Origin of the sequence: Paenibacillus sp. IHBB 10380 (genome assembly GCF_000949425.1) — a bacterium.
In the GTDB taxonomy this organism is placed as follows: Bacteria; Bacillota; Bacilli; order Paenibacillales; family Paenibacillaceae; genus Paenibacillus_AQ.
In genome coordinates this window covers 836473-854229 of sequence record NZ_CP010976.1, presented here as the reverse complement: position 1 = coordinate 854229, position 17757 = coordinate 836473, and the positions used below count along the sequence as shown (strand labels likewise).

The 17757-nt window shown below is 39.3% G+C and carries 18 protein-coding genes; 4 read left to right on the top strand and 14 right to left on the bottom strand.

Features of this window, described 5'->3' with window-relative positions:
• Position 1: 1 nt before the first annotated feature.
• The 6 genes from UB51_RS03650 to UB51_RS03625 form a co-directional block, all read right to left on the bottom strand.
• Positions 2-940, bottom strand: coding sequence for an ABC transporter permease (locus UB51_RS03650; protein WP_044876126.1), 939 nt, complete (start codon positions 938-940; stop codon positions 2-4).
• 3 nt (positions 941-943) lie between these two features.
• Positions 944-1876: an ABC transporter permease gene (locus UB51_RS03645; protein ID WP_044876125.1), complete on the bottom strand. Its 933-nt coding sequence runs from the start codon at positions 1874-1876 to the stop codon at positions 944-946.
• 203 nt (positions 1877-2079) lie between these two features.
• Positions 2080-3768, bottom strand: a complete 1689-nt coding sequence (locus UB51_RS03640; protein ID WP_044876124.1) for a peptide ABC transporter substrate-binding protein — start codon at positions 3766-3768, stop codon at positions 2080-2082.
• 149 nt (positions 3769-3917) lie between these two features.
• On the bottom strand, positions 3918-4277 hold the full coding sequence (locus UB51_RS03635; RefSeq protein WP_324607773.1) for a DUF3397 domain-containing protein: 360 nt from the start codon (positions 4275-4277) through the stop codon (positions 3918-3920).
• A 31-nt stretch (positions 4278-4308) separates the two neighbouring features.
• Complete coding sequence (locus UB51_RS03630; protein WP_044876122.1) at positions 4309-5298, bottom strand: ketopantoate reductase family protein; 990 nt, start codon at positions 5296-5298, stop codon at positions 4309-4311.
• A 139-nt stretch (positions 5299-5437) separates the two neighbouring features.
• Positions 5438-6088 (bottom strand): RsfA family transcriptional regulator, encoded by a 651-nt coding sequence (locus UB51_RS03625; protein ID WP_044876121.1) that lies wholly within the window; start codon positions 6086-6088, stop codon positions 5438-5440.
• A 346-nt stretch (positions 6089-6434) separates the two neighbouring features.
• Between UB51_RS03625 and UB51_RS03620 the strand changes: the two genes are divergently transcribed.
• The gene (locus UB51_RS03620) at positions 6435-6671 is read left to right on the top strand and encodes a DUF2626 family protein (protein ID WP_044876120.1); all 237 of its coding nucleotides are present in this window, start codon (positions 6435-6437) and stop codon (positions 6669-6671) included.
• 162 nt (positions 6672-6833) lie between these two features.
• On the top strand, positions 6834-7946 hold the full coding sequence (locus tag UB51_RS03615; protein ID WP_052675744.1) for a hypothetical protein: 1113 nt from the start codon (positions 6834-6836) through the stop codon (positions 7944-7946).
• 61 nt (positions 7947-8007) lie between these two features.
• Here the strand turns inward: UB51_RS03615 and UB51_RS03610 are convergent, their stop codons facing one another.
• Positions 8008-9237 (bottom strand): ABC transporter substrate-binding protein, encoded by a 1230-nt coding sequence (locus UB51_RS03610; RefSeq protein WP_044876119.1) that lies wholly within the window; start codon positions 9235-9237, stop codon positions 8008-8010.
• A 189-nt stretch (positions 9238-9426) separates the two neighbouring features.
• Positions 9427-10758, bottom strand: a complete 1332-nt coding sequence (locus tag UB51_RS03605) for a PhoH family protein (RefSeq protein ID WP_044876118.1) — start codon at positions 10756-10758, stop codon at positions 9427-9429.
• A gap of 119 nt (positions 10759-10877) precedes the next feature.
• Here UB51_RS03605 and UB51_RS03600 point away from each other — a divergent pair, with 119 nt between their 5' ends.
• The gene (locus UB51_RS03600; protein WP_044876117.1) at positions 10878-11447 is read left to right on the top strand and encodes a YhcN/YlaJ family sporulation lipoprotein; all 570 of its coding nucleotides are present in this window, start codon (positions 10878-10880) and stop codon (positions 11445-11447) included.
• A 22-nt stretch (positions 11448-11469) separates the two neighbouring features.
• On the opposite strand, the gene UB51_RS03595 is transcribed toward UB51_RS03600, so the two are convergent.
• The 6 genes from UB51_RS03595 to UB51_RS03570 form a co-directional block, all read right to left on the bottom strand.
• Positions 11470-11922 (bottom strand): pyridoxamine 5'-phosphate oxidase family protein, encoded by a 453-nt coding sequence (locus UB51_RS03595; protein ID WP_044876116.1) that lies wholly within the window; start codon positions 11920-11922, stop codon positions 11470-11472.
• Positions 11923-11998: 76 nt separating this feature from the next.
• Positions 11999-13081 carry an LCP family protein gene (locus tag UB51_RS03590; protein WP_044876115.1) on the bottom strand — a complete coding sequence of 361 codons (1083 nt, stop codon included), beginning with the start codon at positions 13079-13081 and terminating at the stop codon, positions 11999-12001.
• A 73-nt stretch (positions 13082-13154) separates the two neighbouring features.
• A complete protein-coding gene (locus UB51_RS03585) occupies positions 13155-13472 on the bottom strand; it encodes a YlaH-like family protein (protein WP_044876114.1) in 318 nt (105 codons plus the stop codon).
• Positions 13473-13520: 48 nt separating this feature from the next.
• Positions 13521-15359 carry a translational GTPase TypA gene (gene typA / locus UB51_RS03580; RefSeq protein WP_044876113.1) on the bottom strand — a complete coding sequence of 613 codons (1839 nt, stop codon included), beginning with the start codon at positions 15357-15359 and terminating at the stop codon, positions 13521-13523.
• 162 nt (positions 15360-15521) lie between these two features.
• Positions 15522-16031, bottom strand: a complete 510-nt coding sequence (locus UB51_RS03575; protein ID WP_044876112.1) for a hypothetical protein — start codon at positions 16029-16031, stop codon at positions 15522-15524.
• 226 nt (positions 16032-16257) lie between these two features.
• Positions 16258-16917: a TerC family protein gene (locus UB51_RS03570; RefSeq protein ID WP_044876111.1), complete on the bottom strand. Its 660-nt coding sequence runs from the start codon at positions 16915-16917 to the stop codon at positions 16258-16260.
• A gap of 137 nt (positions 16918-17054) precedes the next feature.
• Between UB51_RS03570 and UB51_RS03565 the strand changes: the two genes are divergently transcribed.
• Positions 17055-17741, top strand: a complete 687-nt coding sequence (locus tag UB51_RS03565) for a TerC family protein (protein ID WP_199924982.1) — start codon at positions 17055-17057, stop codon at positions 17739-17741.
• The last annotated feature ends 16 nt before the right edge of the window (positions 17742-17757 follow it).

Genomic DNA, 17757 nt, shown 5'->3' with positions numbered 1-17757 from the left:
CCTATTTCTTTAATTTAGGATCTAGTGCGTCACGAAGGCCATCACCGAAAATATTAAAGCATAGCATTGTTAAACTAATTAGGATGGCCGGGAACAACATCCGCCATGGGTAATACATCCAACCTGTCAAGGCATCGTTAATCATCGATCCCAAGGAAGCCACAGGAGCTTGTACACCAAGACCCAAGAAGCTAAGGAATGCTTCAGCAAAAATAGCCGTTGGAACAGAGAGCGTAAGTGTAACGATAATAGGCCCCATTGCATTAGGTAGCAAATGTTTAAATAATAACCGTCCCGAACCGGCACCCATGGAACGAGAAGCCAGCACGAACTCGCGGTTCTTCAACTGAATGATCTCACCACGAACAATCCAAGACATATTAATCCAGCCCGTTATAGTCAAGGCAAGGATAATCGTCCCTAGACTGGGTTCAAGCACAACCAATAAAAGAATCGTTACGAGCATATATGGAATAGAGTATAGAATTTCTGAGAACTTATTCATGATCTCATCAACACGTCCTCCAAAGAACCCCATAATACCGCCATAAATAACACCTATAAAGACGTCAATCAATGCCGCTGCCAATCCTACAATAAGTGAAATTCGTGCGCCCATCCAAGTACGAACAAACATATCTCGTCCTAGATCATCTGTACCGAACCAATGTAGAGAGGAAGGCCCCTGATTGGTGTTCATCAAATCATTAGAATAATAATTAAACTCAGAAATCATAGGTCCTATAATGGATGAAATAATAATGAGTACTAGTATAACCAGAGCGGTCATCGCCATCTTATTATGGTAAAGACGTTGCCCTGCATCTCTCCATGCTGAGAGACTTTCTCTCTGAATAACTTCTGCTTCTTTCTCATCCGTGCCTATTTTCTGGAAATCTTCAGGTGTTAATTTCAATTCGTTTAACTGATTAGTATCCAACAGTTAGCCCTCCTTTCCTCGATTAAATTTAATTCTTGGATCAATCATTACATAGGCAATATCGGTAACGAATCTTGCCAACATCAATAGAATCCCGTAAAAAATCGTTACACCCATAATCATGGTGTAGTCACGATTCGTAATACATTCGACAAATACTTTACCAATTCCACCAATACCAAAGATTTGCTCAATAACGACAGAACCTGTAATAATATTGGCAGTCATAGGTCCCACATAGGTTACGACTGGTAAAATCCCGTTACGAATAACGTGTTTGAACATGATAGAAAACCAATTCAGACCCTTGGCCTTAGCTGTCTTAATGTAATCTGCATGAAGTACTTCAAGCATACTAGAGCGTGTCAGACGTGCAATAAATGCAATTGGTTGTGCTGATAGAGCTAATACTGGAAGTACATAGTCCATTGGACCTTCAAATCCCATGACATTAAACATGCCGAACTTAAGCGCCAGCAAATATTGCAACATGGTTGCAAGCACAAAGCTTGGAACAGCCATACCCAACACCGCAATAACCATGGCAACATTATCAATTAGCTTGCGATGATAAAGTGCGGCGAGCATGCCTAGTAGTACCCCTATAATAACTGCGAACACAATAGCAACAGCACCCAGTTTCAAAGATGCTTGAAACGTTTGGCCAATAATGTCCGAAACTCTCTGATTCTGATGCTTCATGGATATTCCAAAGTCACCTGTAACAATATCACCCAAATATTTGACATACTGTTGATACACGGGCTTGTCCAGCCCATATTGCTCCATTAGACGCATTTGAATTTCAGGTGAAGACTTTTTTTCAGACATAAAAGGGTCCCCTGGAATTGCTTTCATTAGAAAGAAAGTCACAGATATCAGTATTAATAACGAAATTAACAGATAAAAGAATTTATTTGCAATATAACGTATCATCAGTACACACCTCCCGTAGGTTTTATCTTACCTATGCAATACATTTATTTATTTTAAAGATTAACAAAGCTTTTTGTCCATCACATTATTTTCATTTTCAAGAAATTTTCGGAAAATGTCATGAAACAGACAAAAAAATTTCGGGATATATATGAATGTACACATATATATCCCGAAATAACTACAACCAGTTTATTCGTTAACTACTCAAAATAAGCGCGGGAAAAGTCAATTGAACCATTATAATGAACGACAATACCTTTTACATTTTCTTTAGTCAACGATTTGTTAGTGTAGTAGTAGATCGGCATTATAGCTTGTTCATCTTGAATCAAGATTTTTTCAGCCTTTTTGAAATTTTCCATACGTTGTGTGTTGTCCAATGATTTGTAAGCATCATCTACCAATGCATCATACTCAGCATTAGAGAAACCATTGTCATTGTTACCGCCACCTGTTTTCCAAAGATCGATAAAGCTCATTGGATCATTGTAGTCAGCTGACCAAGCTGAACGTGCCACTTGATAGTTCAGGTTTTGACGATTCTGAAGGAATACACCCCACTCTTGGTTTTCTGTTTTCACAGTAACGCCCAAGTTTTTCGACCACATATCACCAATTGCTAGAGCGACTTTTCTATGGTTTTCATCGGAGTTATAGATCAAGGTTACTTCAGGCAAAGTTGTATAACCTTCTTCTGCCATACCTTCAGCTAACAATTTCTTAGCTTCATCCACATTCTCTTGGAAATAATCATCTTTATTCTCAGTACGGAATTCATCACTCACACCTTTGATACCTGGAGGCACGAAACCAAAAGCTGGAAGTTGTCCGCCCAGTGTTACTTTCTCAACGATAGCTTGACGATCAATCGCCATTGCAAAAGCTTTACGGATCTTAACATTGTCAAAAGGCTTAGCTGTTACGTTAAATTCATAGAAATAAGTACTTGCAAAACCTTTAACATTGAATTCATTTGGAAGTTCTTTCTTAATTGCTGGAAGTTGGTCAGCTGGAATTGCACCATTGGGTTCACCAGCATAATCTAATTGACCACTCTTATAACTTGCAAGCTCAGTCGCACCACTGTTCGTAAGAGATGCTGTAATTTTACTTAATTTAATTATATCTTTTGACCAGTATTTATCATTTTTAGTAAACTCAATTTTTTGCCCTTTTGTCCATGTTGTTAGGTCAAATGCACCATTCGTAACCATGGATTTAGGATCTGTTGCCCACGCTGCATTACCAGTTACTGAAGAATGAACTGGATAAAACGTGTAGAAAGAAGTTAGATTTAAGAAATACGGGGTTGGATTCTCTAATGTAACTTCCAACGTATTATCATCCGTAGCCTTAACACCTACTTGAGAAAAATCAGAAATATAATTTGGATTAGCCTTACCATCTGCTAGTTTAGGTGTGTTGTAATTTTCAGCATTCTTGATGTAGAACAATTGGTATGCATAGGGAGCAGCTGGAGTCGTTGCAGGGCTTAACACACGTTCCCAGGCAAACACGAAATCTTTAGCTGTTACAGGATCACCGTTGTTCCAAGCAGCATCTTTACGAAGATGAAATACGTATTTCAATCCATCTGGGGATACCTCCCAGCTCTCTGCAATACCTGGAACTTCTTTACCATCTTCAGAACGTGTCAAACCTTCGTACATTAGCTTAAGAACCGTATTAGTTTGGCTATCTTTAGCTTGTGCCGGATCAAATGTCGGTGGTTCTGCGCTCAAGTTAATACGTAGTACTTGATCTTTTGCTGGTTTTTCAGTGTTAGTATTCGTTGCGCCATCATTCTTTTTGTTGTCTGCGCCACATGCTGCAAGAACAGTACTCACAATAAGGATGAGTGCTAGCATTCCTAGCCATTTCTTCTTCATCTAACGTTTCCCCCTGCCAATATAGTATATGGTATCTGATTATACAACCACCGGTCAAAAAAATCTACAACTTGTTTCAGGGAATAACCGCTTTTCCTGAAAAATTGAAGTGTTTCATTCAAAAAATGTGTTTGATGTGTAACATTTAGTCACATAGACTTGAATATGTATCTAATTAATCCTATTATTGCAAATAAAATATAGCTTGTACTCATCAATACAAAGGTCATACGCCATACTGCTCTACCCATTCTCTTTAAATCTACTCCACCCTTGATCCGATTCTGAGCTCCTCCTACTAGACCTACTGCAATCAATAGTAAAAGCAAAATGAGGTAAAATCCAAACCCCGTATTAAATATATTATTAAATAGTGCAGAAACGGATAAAATAAGAAAAGCCGTTGTGACATCCATCGCTAACAATAAAGCTGTGTTCTTGTTATTCATCCACCTATAGTGCACAAAATATACTAACAAAAATGGAACGAATGGCAAAATGCTAAACACGATTATTGAATTCCGTAATAAGTCCAATGATTCACTCCTCCTTCACTCTCATTCCTTCAATCAATTTCATGATGAGCTTGTGGGTATTTGCCTGGTATCCCACCTTCTCAGCCATAGCAACGATGCCACCGTTAATCCATCTAATTTCCGTAGGGCTGCCTTCAAGCACATCTTTCAACATAGAGGACGTATTACCCGAAGTAGATCTGCATACATCTACAATCTGATCCCACAAATTGCTATTCCAGTTAATACCATTGGCATCATATACCGCAGTACCTTCTAAGAATAATTCCTTCATAAGCTCAATTCTTGCTTCAGATGCGAGCAATTCACCATTTGGAATTCTCCAAAGGGCAGTCAACGGATTTATTACAGCATTAATTAATAATTTCCGGTAAATATGCTTCTCGATTTCATTCGACATAACACTTGCAAATCCTGCTTTTTGAAATTCCTGGTTTAAACGTTGCTCATACTTTTGTACACTTACAGCCCTAGTTAAATTTGTATCATTCTTCTTTGAAGATTCACCTATCCATGTCTGCCCTTGGCCTGTATGAAGTACAACATTTAAAGCTATTCTTTTAGCCGCCTCTGTCGTAATGACCGAATATATATGCCACTCAGGTAATATAGAACGAATTAACGGGACGTGTCCCGTCCCATTTTGGAAGCAAAGAACACCGTACGTCTCGCGGAGCGATTGCTGACTCAATTGTGCCAGCGAAGTTGCACATGCCTCTTTCACATCCCTTTGCTTCGTCATTAAAAACACCCAATTACCTGGTTTTTGCTCCCAAGTATCCACGAATCGAGCAAGTGTATCCATTTGAATTGAAGGAACGTTCAAATGCTGATCTGCCATTTCATCGGCACTTCGAATATATAGCCCCTGTTGGTGTAATTGCAGTACTTGCTGTTCACTTCGGCACCATATACGCACTTCATTGCCAGCTGTAGCCAACTTGCCTCCATATAGCAAACCTAGTGCACCTCCACCAATAATATCTATTTTCATTCAAGCTTCACCTACTTCACGAATATTCTTCATTTTGTCATTATAACACTGTACATCTAACAACGAAAAACCCATGTGGTACGTACTTGGGTACGTTATCCACATGGGTTATTATTTCCTATAAGTTCTTCTCTTCAGGCTATTCCATTCGTTCCAAGTTACCATTAGCATCCATTTTGAATCGCGTTTTGTTCTCTTCCTCTTCCTCATTCAAGAAAGACAAGCGTCTCGCGCGATCCATAATCTGAATTAAAGCTCTGTAATCATCATTAACGACTCTGTAATCCGTCTGTACTGCATTCACTTGTTTAGACAATCTCTCATTTAGAACCCGAAGTTGATCTAGTTCATCATCCTTCTCACGAAGCTCCTTCTCGAGCATTTTTAATTGACGACTATTCTCTTGAACCGTTCCTTTCCACTGTCTGAGGAATCGTATGACAGCATCCATAGATAAGGTTTCTTCACTCGCTCCATCGACCTTAAAATAACCAAGATCATCATCTGTTGTCGTCAAACTTGCCAACTGTAATCCCGCTGCCGACGGTTGCTTCTTATAGTAGCTCCGTTTTTGGCGCTGTGCTTTGGCAATGCTAATGGCTTCTTCGTACTTTTTACGTACACAACTATTCCAACGGAATCCACATGCCGCTGAGGTTCTTCCAATTCTCTCTCCTACCTCCTCGAAAGCTGACAATTGTGTGCCACCTTCACGAATATGGCGTAAAGTTACTTCAGCCAATATAAGGTCATCTTCTACACTCCATGCATCTTGTCTCACTGCTGTCATGCTATTAAGCCCTCCTAACAACGTCCTAAAATAACCATCTTCTTAACCGAGAATTAACCCAGTATGAATAAGGTATAAAAACTGCTTAGTTCATTTCTATGCCTCTCATAGAGTTCATAGAATCTATTTGATACTATTTTGTATTTCCATTTTATCTCACCCTCATACACTCATCTTTTGGAATTGACCAATTATTTACTTTTAATTATTTTCAACACTAAATATCATTGATTTATTGATAAGTTTGAATGTTTTGTTACGTTTTTCATTTACAGCAATTTATGTAAACGTTATAATGGAGCAAAGAATATGATTTGGCCATACGTATGGAAAGGGGGATATGATTGTGGGACGCATGTTTCGAGTTCTAGGTTTCTTCACGCTTGTAATTGGGCTAATGGCATTTGCCGGAAATATGACTGAAATGGCTCTGTTGTTCTTTTTACAGACTGCATTTTTTGTCATTTTAGGTTATCTGAAATTTACGGAAAGAACCTACATACTTCTCTTTTGGGGCTATATGATCGTGACTTTCACCGGTTTTAGCTATTGGACGATCTTTGAAATGGGATTGCCGTTATAAACATTTGATATGGTAATAACCAAAGAACAAGCGAACCGGCACAAATGCTGGATCGCTTGTTCTTTGGTTTTTAGTTTCATAAGCACTTTACACTGTTATTATAGAGGTATGATATTTTTAATGAACTTCACATATATTTATAATAAGGGAGGAGGAATCACCTTGAAATCTAAGAAATACGTTCGCAGTATTATATACATATTATTATTTGTAATCCTAAATGCATCCTTACATAATCAGAATGCTATATACGCTGAACCTGAACCAACTTCCCCCACTACTACAGATACATATACTCAAAAGCTGCTCCAGGACAGCCTCTCCATTGTGGAGATCGATAGCGAGATTCAGCGTATAAGTGCTCGCCAGACTGAGATGGAACAGGGACAGCAGAGATTGCAGAACCAGCTTCTACTGAAACAGGAACAAATACAAGATCAACAAGCTCAAGCAGGAGAAATCATTCGTTCCTATTACATGGGAGAACGCGACTTTTTATTTGCTTCCATCCTTTCAGCCAAGAGTATTAGTAATCTTGCCATGATTTATGGCTATTATGAAATAATTATGGAACATGATCAAACTGTACTGCGAGGCTATCAAGAGCAGCTGAAGGACATTCAAGCTACTCAAAAAGTTATTACTCGAAACGCTGCGGAATTGAAAGAAATCATGGCTCATCTCATTCAGCAAAGAGAACGTGTAGTTGTGTTACATCAAGAAATAGAGGGGGATCTAGCTACTAGTAGTAATCCCGAGGCAATGAAAAAAATGATTGAGGAATTCACACTTTACTGGGAAAATATAGGAATTTACGAGGTCAAGCGCCACTTTAGAGCCTTAGCTGCAGCTATGAACGACTTGCCCCAATTTATTCAGAAAACAGAGGGAGCAGTCCGCATAAGCGGTACTAACTACTCTATTAATTTGAAAGAAGATGAGCTAAATGAATTTTTACGCTCAAAAGATAAATTATTTAATGTTTTTTCCTTTCATTTCAACGAAGGGTCCATTACAGCCTCTGGTCAAAGTGGAAATTTAGAAATTGAGATTACAGGACACTACTCTATCGTGAATGAACCTAAGAACGGCATTATGTTTCACGTTGATAAATTACTATTTAATAAATTAGAGCTACCTGATACGACACGCCAGTCATTGGAAGAAGAATTTGATCTAGGATTCTATCCACAACAACTTATTTCCTTCGTTAAAGCTACTGAAGTTAGCGTAACGGACAAAAATTTGCATGTTACTTTAAAGTTATCAAAATAGATTGAACTAACAATAAGGTTGGTCTTTTGTTCATTCTATCTAAATAGCTTTGAAATCATGCTCAATTGATGCTCTCATTTGCTCTTATATTATCTTTAAATTCCTTCTTCGTGATTAAGCCCTTAAGAAGTTGATCTACATTGTCAGTCAGCGTGCTTAGATCATTACTTTGAATAGATTTAGTATTTACCTCTTCACTATTCTCCAACAATTTATTCAAAGTAATAGATAAAACTATAGATGAGGACGAAGAATGATTATAGAGAGATGTCAGAACCGGCAAACGATGAGTAGCCTTTAACCACTCCATTTGAGTCGTAGGAGACGTCATATAAGCAATCCATTCTGCTGCCTGTTCAGGTAGAACTGAGTGTGAAGAAACAGCCAAAGAGCGACTCCGCAGAAGAATAGGATGTTTAGCGTAGACATTGTCCGATAGCTCTAGAAGCATCCCCCGCTTTTGTACTACAGCTGCATTTGAATATGGAGATATAACCAATGGAACACTCTCTTTGGTCATCTCCTTCCATTCCTCTATATGCTTATCCATGATATACATATAAGGCAATGCCTGTTCAATCCAGTTCAAAGACTCATCCTCTGGATTCGAAATATCTCCCCCAACTTCCCCTAATAAAGTGGCTAAGCCATAAGGTTGCTCAGATTCAATGGCAAGTAGATATTCACCCTTGGATTCTTGATACTTTTCCAGTAGATCATTCCACTCCTGCACGGTCTTAGGTGGCTGATGAAATCCTAATGCCTCTAATGCCAGAGGCTGCCATAGCAGTACATAGGGATCCATATCGTAAGGAGTTCCCCATTGATAGCCATTCCACTCCATTAATGAAAGTATTGCGCTCAGTCCATTACTCTCTGGTGAGTGTTTGCGATAAGATTCTACTGGAAGTAAATATCCCTTTGTCGCTAATGAATACATGTCTTCACTATTTACTAACATCACATCAGGACCTTCACCCAGTGCTAAAGAGTCAACTAACTTATTAGAATCTAAGGCAATATTAGAAAGCTCAGTTTGAATTCCTGTAACTCGCATGAAACCTTCATTTTTCTGCTGAAGCTGTGCAAAATCTTCTGCTGATAATTGTACCGTTATCTGAATGGGTTGTTGATTCATAGTTAGATCAGGTGAATCTGGAGATAAGAGACGTGATGGATCTTTGGTGTCATTTAATTTATTATTGTAAGCGAAATCAAGACTTGGTGATAAACTAGTTAAGGATAGCAAGAGAACAGCAAATAAGAACCAATAATTTTTACGCTTCATCATGCCTTATGAGCTCCTCTCATCCTTTTCACTTATATTATCAAATATACAACACGCTTGTCTTACCATATTTTACCTATTTGGCCCAAGAAATAAAGAAAAGCCTCATTTACACGTCTATTCGTGTACTGAGGCTTTTGTATTGTTTAACTTCACTCTCAAAGTGTTAGAATTATTACTCGGGAAATAATGTTATAGCAAATCTGCAGCTAACTGCGCTAATTTGGAACGTTCTCCCTTTTCCAACGTAATATGACCACTAATTTGTTCTTCCTTAAATTTCTCTACAATGTAGCTTAACCCATTACTTGCAGCATCAAGATAAGGATGGTCAATTTGTTCAGGATCTCCCATCAAGATAACTTTACTGCCTTCACCTGCCCGAGACACAATAGTCTTGACTTCATGGCGTGAAAGATTCTGCGCTTCATCAATGATAATAAATTGAGAAGGGATAGATCTCCCCCTTATATACGTGAGAGCTTCCACTTGAATGCTACCTAGTCCCATTAATATTTTATCAATATCCCCGGACCGTTTTGTATCGAACAGAAATTCTAAATTATCGTAAATAGGTTGCATCCACGGTCTTAGCTTCTCTTCCTTCTCTCCCGGTAGATATCCAATATCTTTACCCATCGGAACTACAGGACGTGCAATCAGTAGCTTCTTATATTTATGTTCATCCTCCACTTTCGAAAGACCCGCTGCTAATGCAATCAGTGTCTTCCCTGTCCCGGCCTTACCTGTAATGGTCACCAGTGGGATATCATCATTCAATAGCAGTTCTAATGCCATCCGTTGTTGAGCATTTCGTGCATTAAGCCCCCAGATAGGTTCATTACATAAATACAGAGGTTCTAGCCTTGTAGCCTCAGCATTTACCTTCAATATAGCAGACTTCGTGCTACCCAATTCATCTTTAAGAATAACAAATTCATGCGAATACAGAGGATACGATAACTGTAATGATTGAATAGATAAGAAACGGCAATTATAGAACTCATCAATGACTGAGGGGTGAACCCTAATCGTAGAGTAACCATTATATAATTCACTAAGACTGCCCGTACGATCTGTAAGATAATCCTGCGTTATTAAACCCAGAACATCAGCCTTAATTCGTACCAGCACATCTTTACTTACAATAACAACGGGACAAGGCTCTGATTTCTGATCTTCTTCAAACTGATAATTAAGTCCAACCGCTAAAATCCGATTATCATTCGATACCTCACCGAACATTTCTTGCACCTTAACAAAACTACGGTGATTCAGCTCGACCTTGAGTCTCCCCCCATTTGCCAGCTTCACGCCACTGTGCAAGTGTCCTTGTTCTCGGAGTCCATCTAGTAGCCTTGATACTGTACGCGCATTACGACCAATTTCATCCGCATTTCTTTTCTTCGAATCAATCTCTTCCAGCACTACAGCTGGTATAACAACATCATGTTCATCAAAGGTAAATATGGAATTCGGATCGTGCAGCAGCACGTTAGTATCTAATACATAAATCTTTTTCATCTAAACCCCTCCACAGCGTGTTCATATTGGATACATACATTTGTCCGTCCGGGACATGCTAAGGTTAGTACAAAAAAGAAGGTATGAAATAAATAACTCCGTGAAAGGACGGATGTCATATGAGAACATATTTAACCTTAATGCTTATGCTCTCTCTGCTGACTAGCTGTGGTACGGCATCGAAGGACGCATCACCCTCTCCTCAAAGTAAACCTGCACCGAACACGATCCATCAGCAAAACCAACGATCGAACCAGTTATCTGTGAAATCTAACAACAAAACAGAGCAAGATCTATCTGTAAAAGAACATCTTGAAACAATTGCCAAAAGAGTACGTGGAGTCAGTAATGCTCATTGTGTCGTCATGGGTAATACCGTTGTTGTAGGTATTGATGTAGATGGTCACTTAAGTCGTTCTCGTGTAGGAACAATCAAGTATTCGGTTGCTGAGGCGCTTCGTAAAGATCCACGTGGTATGAACGCCATAGTCACTGCAGATATGGATTTATCTCACCGAATTGCTCAATTGGGCAATCACATTAAAAAAGGACAACCTATATCAGGATTTTCCTCCGAGCTAGCAGATATTGTCGGACGGATCATTCCACAGCTACCTAAGGATGTCAAACCCCAACAAAATAATCCATCCACCAAAAACTTAACTACACCAACCAACAAAAATCGATGAAAAAAAGCCTAGTGATGACTCACTAGGCTTTTTGCATGGCAGAAAATACTTGTCCGTCCAACTTTTCTGAAGCACGACGGTCATATGTTTTGACGTATTGAGGAGCAGCAGAGAGCTGCGCGCCATAAAACAAGGCGTTTCGCACAGCTTCTATACTAATGTCGAAGCAGCACATTCTGAATGGAACATCAGGTAATAAGTCACAAGCAACAATAGCCCTACCATTAATGGCATGTACTGTTCCTTCTCCAAATACCGTAATTGTCACCATCGGATTACGTTTGATATTCTCGACTAATCGTGAACGATGATCAATCGCGAGACGTAATGTGGAAGCATTCAAAGCATAAATCCACGAAATAGCGCTAGAGGTTGGTCCTCCGGTCTCTGCATCAACAGTGCTTAAGAGTACAAAAGTTTCGGATTGTAACTGTGATAATAAGTTGTCAGTCATTTGTGTGACAGCTTCGGACATCATACCAGCCCCCTATACGGTTCAATTCGTTCTATTCTATTGTATTATAACACAGGTAAAAAATTGCATCCAAGTATTAAGGATTTGTTGTATCTGTACTGCTATCTACTGATTCTACAGACTTCCCAGCAATCTCATTCTTCAATGACTGTTTAGCTTTAGACAGTTCTTCATTATCAACATAGACATAAGGGCTTCGCCATGTTCCAGTCACAGGCATAAACTTCACATTATCCTTAGATATATTCCAATAGGTTGCAATTACATTTTTCAGCTGATCTTTTTCTAAATCGGTCTCCATGTTATCAGCTACGGCATCAAGCACTTTACCAATTTTGGTCACGCCACCTAATGTTTGCATCTGATCAATTAATGAGTGTAGAACTTCGCTCTGACGCTGGTTACGACTAAAGTCATCGGATTCTTTGGTTCTCGGCTTACAGCCTGAACTTGACTTACGATATCTTACATAACCAAGTGCGTCTTCACCCTCAAGCTTAGCAGGCCCTTTTTTGAGATTAATGTTCGTTCCATCAGCATTATCAATATAACACATGTCCATGCTTATATTTACGTCCACACCGTCCAGCGCATCCACCACATCACTGAAGCCTTGGAAATTAATAACCGTAGCATAATCAATAGGTACGTCCATATATTTGCTAAACATCGCTTTCATCTCATCCGTAGCTATTAATCCTGATTTCTTCTCTTGGCTCAAGAATTTAGGATAATAAGAATTAGCCTTACTCTGAGTATATCCATTCAATTCAATTAATGTATCACGCGGAATCGAAACTATGGTTGCCGACTTCGTGTCAGGATTAAAAGCCGCTATCATCATAACGTCAGTTAAATGCGTTCCTGTCTTTGGACGGTAATCCGTACCTAGTAGAAGCATTGTCACAGGCTTTACTTTTGCTGATGCTTCAGGAGCTACTGGATTATTATTTCCTGTCTCTAGAACTGTACTATCGGCTTTCAGATACAAGTAACCCACATATCCTGCAATCGCTAACACAGCCACGATAATGACAATAAGCATGAATTTCAAAAAGGTTTTAAAAGGACTTTTCTTTTTTTTCTTCTGCGGTAGTTTTTTTTGCGGCTTACTGCCAACTTTGGCCCTTGGTGGCAGTTGCGAATTGCTAGGACTCATCTTTAACACCTTTTTTCTTTTGGAATTAAAAAAGTAGCGCCCTAAATACAAGGGCGCACAATTATGAAGCTCACTATAATCGTTCACTTGATCCTAAACTTTCCTTCGTGGAGGCTTCTGTCTTTTTCTTCTGCCGACCTTCCACAAAGTAGCGAATACGCACTAGAAGCATTAGCCCAACGGCAACTAACAGACATTGAATGATCGGTAGCTTATCATGTTGAAAGATAAGCAACATACCGGAACCTAAAGCCATCAATACATAGAGTATGATCTCTTTCAATAACGGTAATTTCTGATGAACACGAAATACTTTGTTATACACGTAGGTGATCAATACAAAGATGACAAGATAAGCAATAATCGGATGCGATGCAAACCATACTTGCACGTAGGGTTCACTCCTTTCATCAATGGACCTGATCTTAACTAATAAATATTAGTTAGAGTTTGCCATTTTGCGGTTTTTCTCAGCACGTTCACGTTCACTCTTATTCAAAATCTTCTTACGCATACGAATTGATTTAGGAGTAATCTCACATAATTCATCGTCATTCAAGTATTCCAAAGCTTGTTCCATAGAGAAGATTATTGGTGTTTTCATTTTCACTGTTTCTTCTTTGTTAGCAGAACGAATGTTGTTTACAGCTTTTTCTTTACATACGTTAACGACGATATCACTATCACGCGTATGCTCACCAACAATCATACCTTCATAAATCTCAGTAGCTGGTTCTACGAATAGAGTACCACGATCTTCAATACCCATCATAGCGTATAATGTAGAGCTTCCGTTCTCACTAGAAACCAATACACCTTTCGAACGTCCACCAACTTGACCAGATACGACAGGACCATAGCTATCAAAAGCATGGTTCATAACACCGTATCCACGAGTTAGTGTAAGGAATTGAGTACGGTAACCGATTAGTCCACGAGCTGGAATAAGGAATTCCAAACGCACGTTACCTGAACCGTTATTGATCATGTTAGCCATTTCTGCTTTACGTTGACCAAGACTCTCCATAACTGCTCCCATACTTTCTTCAGGAACATCGATCATTAGACGTTCAATCGGCTCACTCTTCACACCGTCAATTTCTCTAACGATAACGGAAGGTTTGGAAACCTGTAATTCAAATCCTTCACGACGCATGTTCTCAATCAGAATCGTAAGGTGAAGTTCACCGCGACCTGAAACGATGAATGCTTCCGGTGTTTCAGTATCATCTACTCTTAAACTAACATCTGTTTCTAATTCTTTATAAAGACGTTCACGTAATTTACGGGAAGTAACCCATTTACCTTCACGACCAGCAAAAGGACTATTGTTTACAACAAAAGTCATCTGTAGTGTAGGCTCATCAATTTTCAGTACAGGCAATGCTTCTGGATTATTCGGATCTGCAATAGTTTCACCGATGTTGATATCTTTAATACCCGCAATGGCTACGATATCTCCAGCGCCGGCTTCTTCGACTTCAATACGTTTCAAACCTTGGAAGCCGAAAAGCTTCTCAATACGTGCTGTTTTACTTTTGCCATCACGCATGATAACTGTTACGGGTTGACCTTGGCGAATAATACCACGGTTAATACGTCCAATAGCGATCCGGCCCATATATTCGTTATAATCCATCAACGTTACAAGAAATTGAAGAGGTTCGTCCATTTTCTCGGTTGGTGCTGGAATTTTTTCAATAATGGTCTCATACAATGCAAGCATCGTTTCGTCCTGTTTCTCAGCATCTAAACTTGAAGTTCCGTTCAATGCAGAAGCATAGACAACTGGGAAATTCAATTGCTCATCTGTCGCTTCAAGTTCGATGAACAAATCAAGCACTTCATCAATAACTTCGGATGGGCGTGCTGCCGGGCGGTCGATTTTGTTCACGACTACGATCGGTGTTAAGTTTGATTCCAAAGCTTTACGCAGTACAAACTTAGTCTGCGGCATACAACCTTCATAAGCGTCAACGACTAGCAATACACCGTCAACCATCTTCATGATACGTTCTACTTCTCCACCGAAGTCAGCGTGACCTGGCGTGTCCATAATGTTGATTGTGAATTCTTTATACGTTATAGCTGTGTTCTTAGCCAATATGGTAATGCCGCGTTCACGTTCCAAGTCATTGGAATCCATTGCGCGTTCTTGCAGTGTTTCGTTATCCCGAAAAATCCCCGATTGCTGCAGTAGTTGATCGACAAGTGTCGTTTTACCGTGGTCAACGTGGGCTATAATCGCAATATTGCGAATCTGGTCTCTTGATTGCATGGGTAATATCCATATCCTTTCATATTCAACTCATCTATTCTGTCTCACAAAAGAAGCGCCGGGCGTTCATGCCGACGCTTCAACATATCCTTTATATTATAATTATTTATATGAAATAATCAAGTTTTTTCTTGAAATAAAACATGGTAAATCAATGGATAATTACCAACTCCGATTCCATTTACTCTTACTTTTTCTCTCACGCCCCCATATTAGCCAAGCTCCACAGGCAATAAGTGCTACGGCCAGTATATAGATTACACCTGTATGTAATAAACTAAAGAAGAACAAGATAAGCGTTAGTATACCCAATAAAACAGATACAGTCAGGATACCTGTGGCCCTCGGAGATTCATAAAAATAATACTCGTACAATCCTACCGCAATACCTAGCACCAACGCAGGCCATAAGTTCGCCATTAAATGCCAACCCCATAGGTTACAGATGGTGAATAGCAACCCCCATACCGTCAAGATTCCTGCTGGAATAAGAAGAATCGGTTGGAGACTACGTCCATAGAATAGAGCATGGAGTAACAATCCAAGCACTAATATGACAACCGGCCATAGGGTGCGGCCAAGAAATCCGAACACGCCAAGCTTACCCAATAGAATTACTAATCCTGCAATTACGATAAACAATCCAAGCTTCACATCATTTTTGGAGGTCATCTCCACCACACCCTCTTTCTCATGATATTATCCACATCACGAAAATAAATTTTGACAACTTTCTCTCTTTAGTTTATCTGAATAGCGCAAAAAAAACCATATTTCCATCATTTATTTTAATAAAACAGAAAAAGTACGACATTCCCGGATAGGGAGTCAGTATTATCCATTTATGAAATAAACGAGAAAACTATGGTTGTTGTTTCTGAAATGAAAGTGATGGCTACTATACTTTAAGAGACTTCATTCTCTTGAACGTTCCAGCTCCCATAACGATCATCGCTAAAGATATAGGTAATAGCAAGTGCAGTTCAGACCATATCGACGTAAGAAAGTGACCAAAACTTACATCCTGAAACATCATATCGCCAGCGGTATAGGCCAATATTCCGGCTCCGATATAAATTAGGACAGGATAACGATGCAACCAATTCACAATGATACTACTACCAAACACGACAATCGGAATACTAAATGCTATTCCAATCACAATTAAGGACAAGTCACCGTTAGCCACGCCTGCGATAGCCAGCACGTTATCTAAGCTCATGACCAAATCTGCAACTAATATGGTACGAATAGCTTTCCATAAGGATACGTTCCCATCTAACTTGACGTCTTTCTTATTCTCAAATATAAGTTGAAATGCAATCCAGAGTAACAACATACCCCCTAGAGCCTGAACGTAGGGAATTTTAAGCATGATCACAGCCGCAAAAGTCAATCCACATCTCAAGATAACGGCACCCATAGACCCCCACCATACAGCTAATCTCCGCTGCTTTGGAGGTAAGTCTTTACTTGCCATTGCAATCACAACTGCGTTATCTCCGCTCAACACTAGATTAATCATTAAGATTTCCAAGAGCACACCTATTTGTTCCACGGTACAACCCCCTCCCTTTTACATCTATGAAGAAAATGGGAGATCTATGCTTGACGTTCAATAAAAAATTACCCTATAATGAATCCACTTTGTTTACACTTACGTAACGTATACAAAGATTGAGGAGTGACATAATCATGGAGACATCAGTACTTGCTTTTCTTGCTGCATTACTTAATATTGTATTTCTAGATCTTGTTCTAGCTGGAGACAATGCCATTGTCATTGGTCTTGCAGCAAGAAATCTTCCAACATCTACACAGAAAAAGGCTATCTTTTATGGCACAGCTGGAGCCATTCTACTTAGAATTGTCGCAACGATTATTGTAGTCTGGTTATTAGATATCCCTTGGCTACTTCTCATAGGTGGAATTCTACTCGTCTGGATTGCTTACAAACTTATGACCGATGACAACGACCACACAGATGTCAAAGCAGGTCAGACTTTATGGACTGCTGTTCGCACCATTATTATTGCCGATGCAGCTATGGGTCTTGATAACGTCATTGCCGTTGCTGGAGCAGCGAATCACAATATCCTATTGGTCATTATTGGTCTACTTATTAGTGTACCAATTGTTGTGTGGGGTAGTACCTTGTTTATTAAATTAATCAATCGTTTTCCCTGGATTATTTATTTAGGATCAGCCGTACTTGGTTATACTGCCTCAAATATGATGACAGAGGAAAAGATGTTAGCTACTTTTTTTGAACATCATACCGCTCTTCGAATCCTCTTTATTGTATTGGTTACCGGAGGGGTACTTCTAGCAGGATTCATGAAAATTCGTTCAAATCAAGGAAAAAAATCTACAGCATCATAATAGAATACAAAGGGGC

Excerpts from the sequence above, each read along its gene's own strand:
- UB51_RS03645 (WP_044876125.1), bottom strand. The coding sequence starts at position 1,876 with ATGATACGTTATATTGCAAATAAATTCTTTTATCTGTTAATTTCGTTA.
- UB51_RS03640 (WP_044876124.1), bottom strand. The coding sequence starts at position 3,768 with ATGAAGAAGAAATGGCTAGGAATGCTAGCACTCATCCTTATTGTGAGT.
- UB51_RS03630 (WP_044876122.1), bottom strand. The coding sequence starts at position 5,298 with ATGAAAATAGATATTATTGGTGGAGGTGCACTAGGTTTGCTATATGGA.
- UB51_RS03625 (WP_044876121.1), bottom strand. The coding sequence starts at position 6,088 with ATGACAGCAGTGAGACAAGATGCATGGAGTGTAGAAGATGACCTTATA.
- UB51_RS03610 (WP_044876119.1), bottom strand. The coding sequence starts at position 9,237 with ATGATGAAGCGTAAAAATTATTGGTTCTTATTTGCTGTTCTCTTGCTA.
- UB51_RS03605 (WP_044876118.1), bottom strand. The coding sequence starts at position 10,758 with ATGAAAAAGATTTATGTATTAGATACTAACGTGCTGCTGCACGATCCG.
- UB51_RS03600 (WP_044876117.1), top strand. The coding sequence starts at position 10,878 with ATGAGAACATATTTAACCTTAATGCTTATGCTCTCTCTGCTGACTAGC.
- UB51_RS03595 (WP_044876116.1), bottom strand. The coding sequence starts at position 11,922 with ATGTCCGAAGCTGTCACACAAATGACTGACAACTTATTATCACAGTTA.
- UB51_RS03590 (WP_044876115.1), bottom strand. The coding sequence starts at position 13,081 with ATGAGTCCTAGCAATTCGCAACTGCCACCAAGGGCCAAAGTTGGCAGT.
- typA (WP_044876113.1), bottom strand. The coding sequence starts at position 15,359 with ATGCAATCAAGAGACCAGATTCGCAATATTGCGATTATAGCCCACGTT.
- UB51_RS03575 (WP_044876112.1), bottom strand. The coding sequence starts at position 16,031 with ATGACCTCCAAAAATGATGTGAAGCTTGGATTGTTTATCGTAATTGCA.
- UB51_RS03565 (WP_199924982.1), top strand. The coding sequence starts at position 17,055 with ATGGAGACATCAGTACTTGCTTTTCTTGCTGCATTACTTAATATTGTA.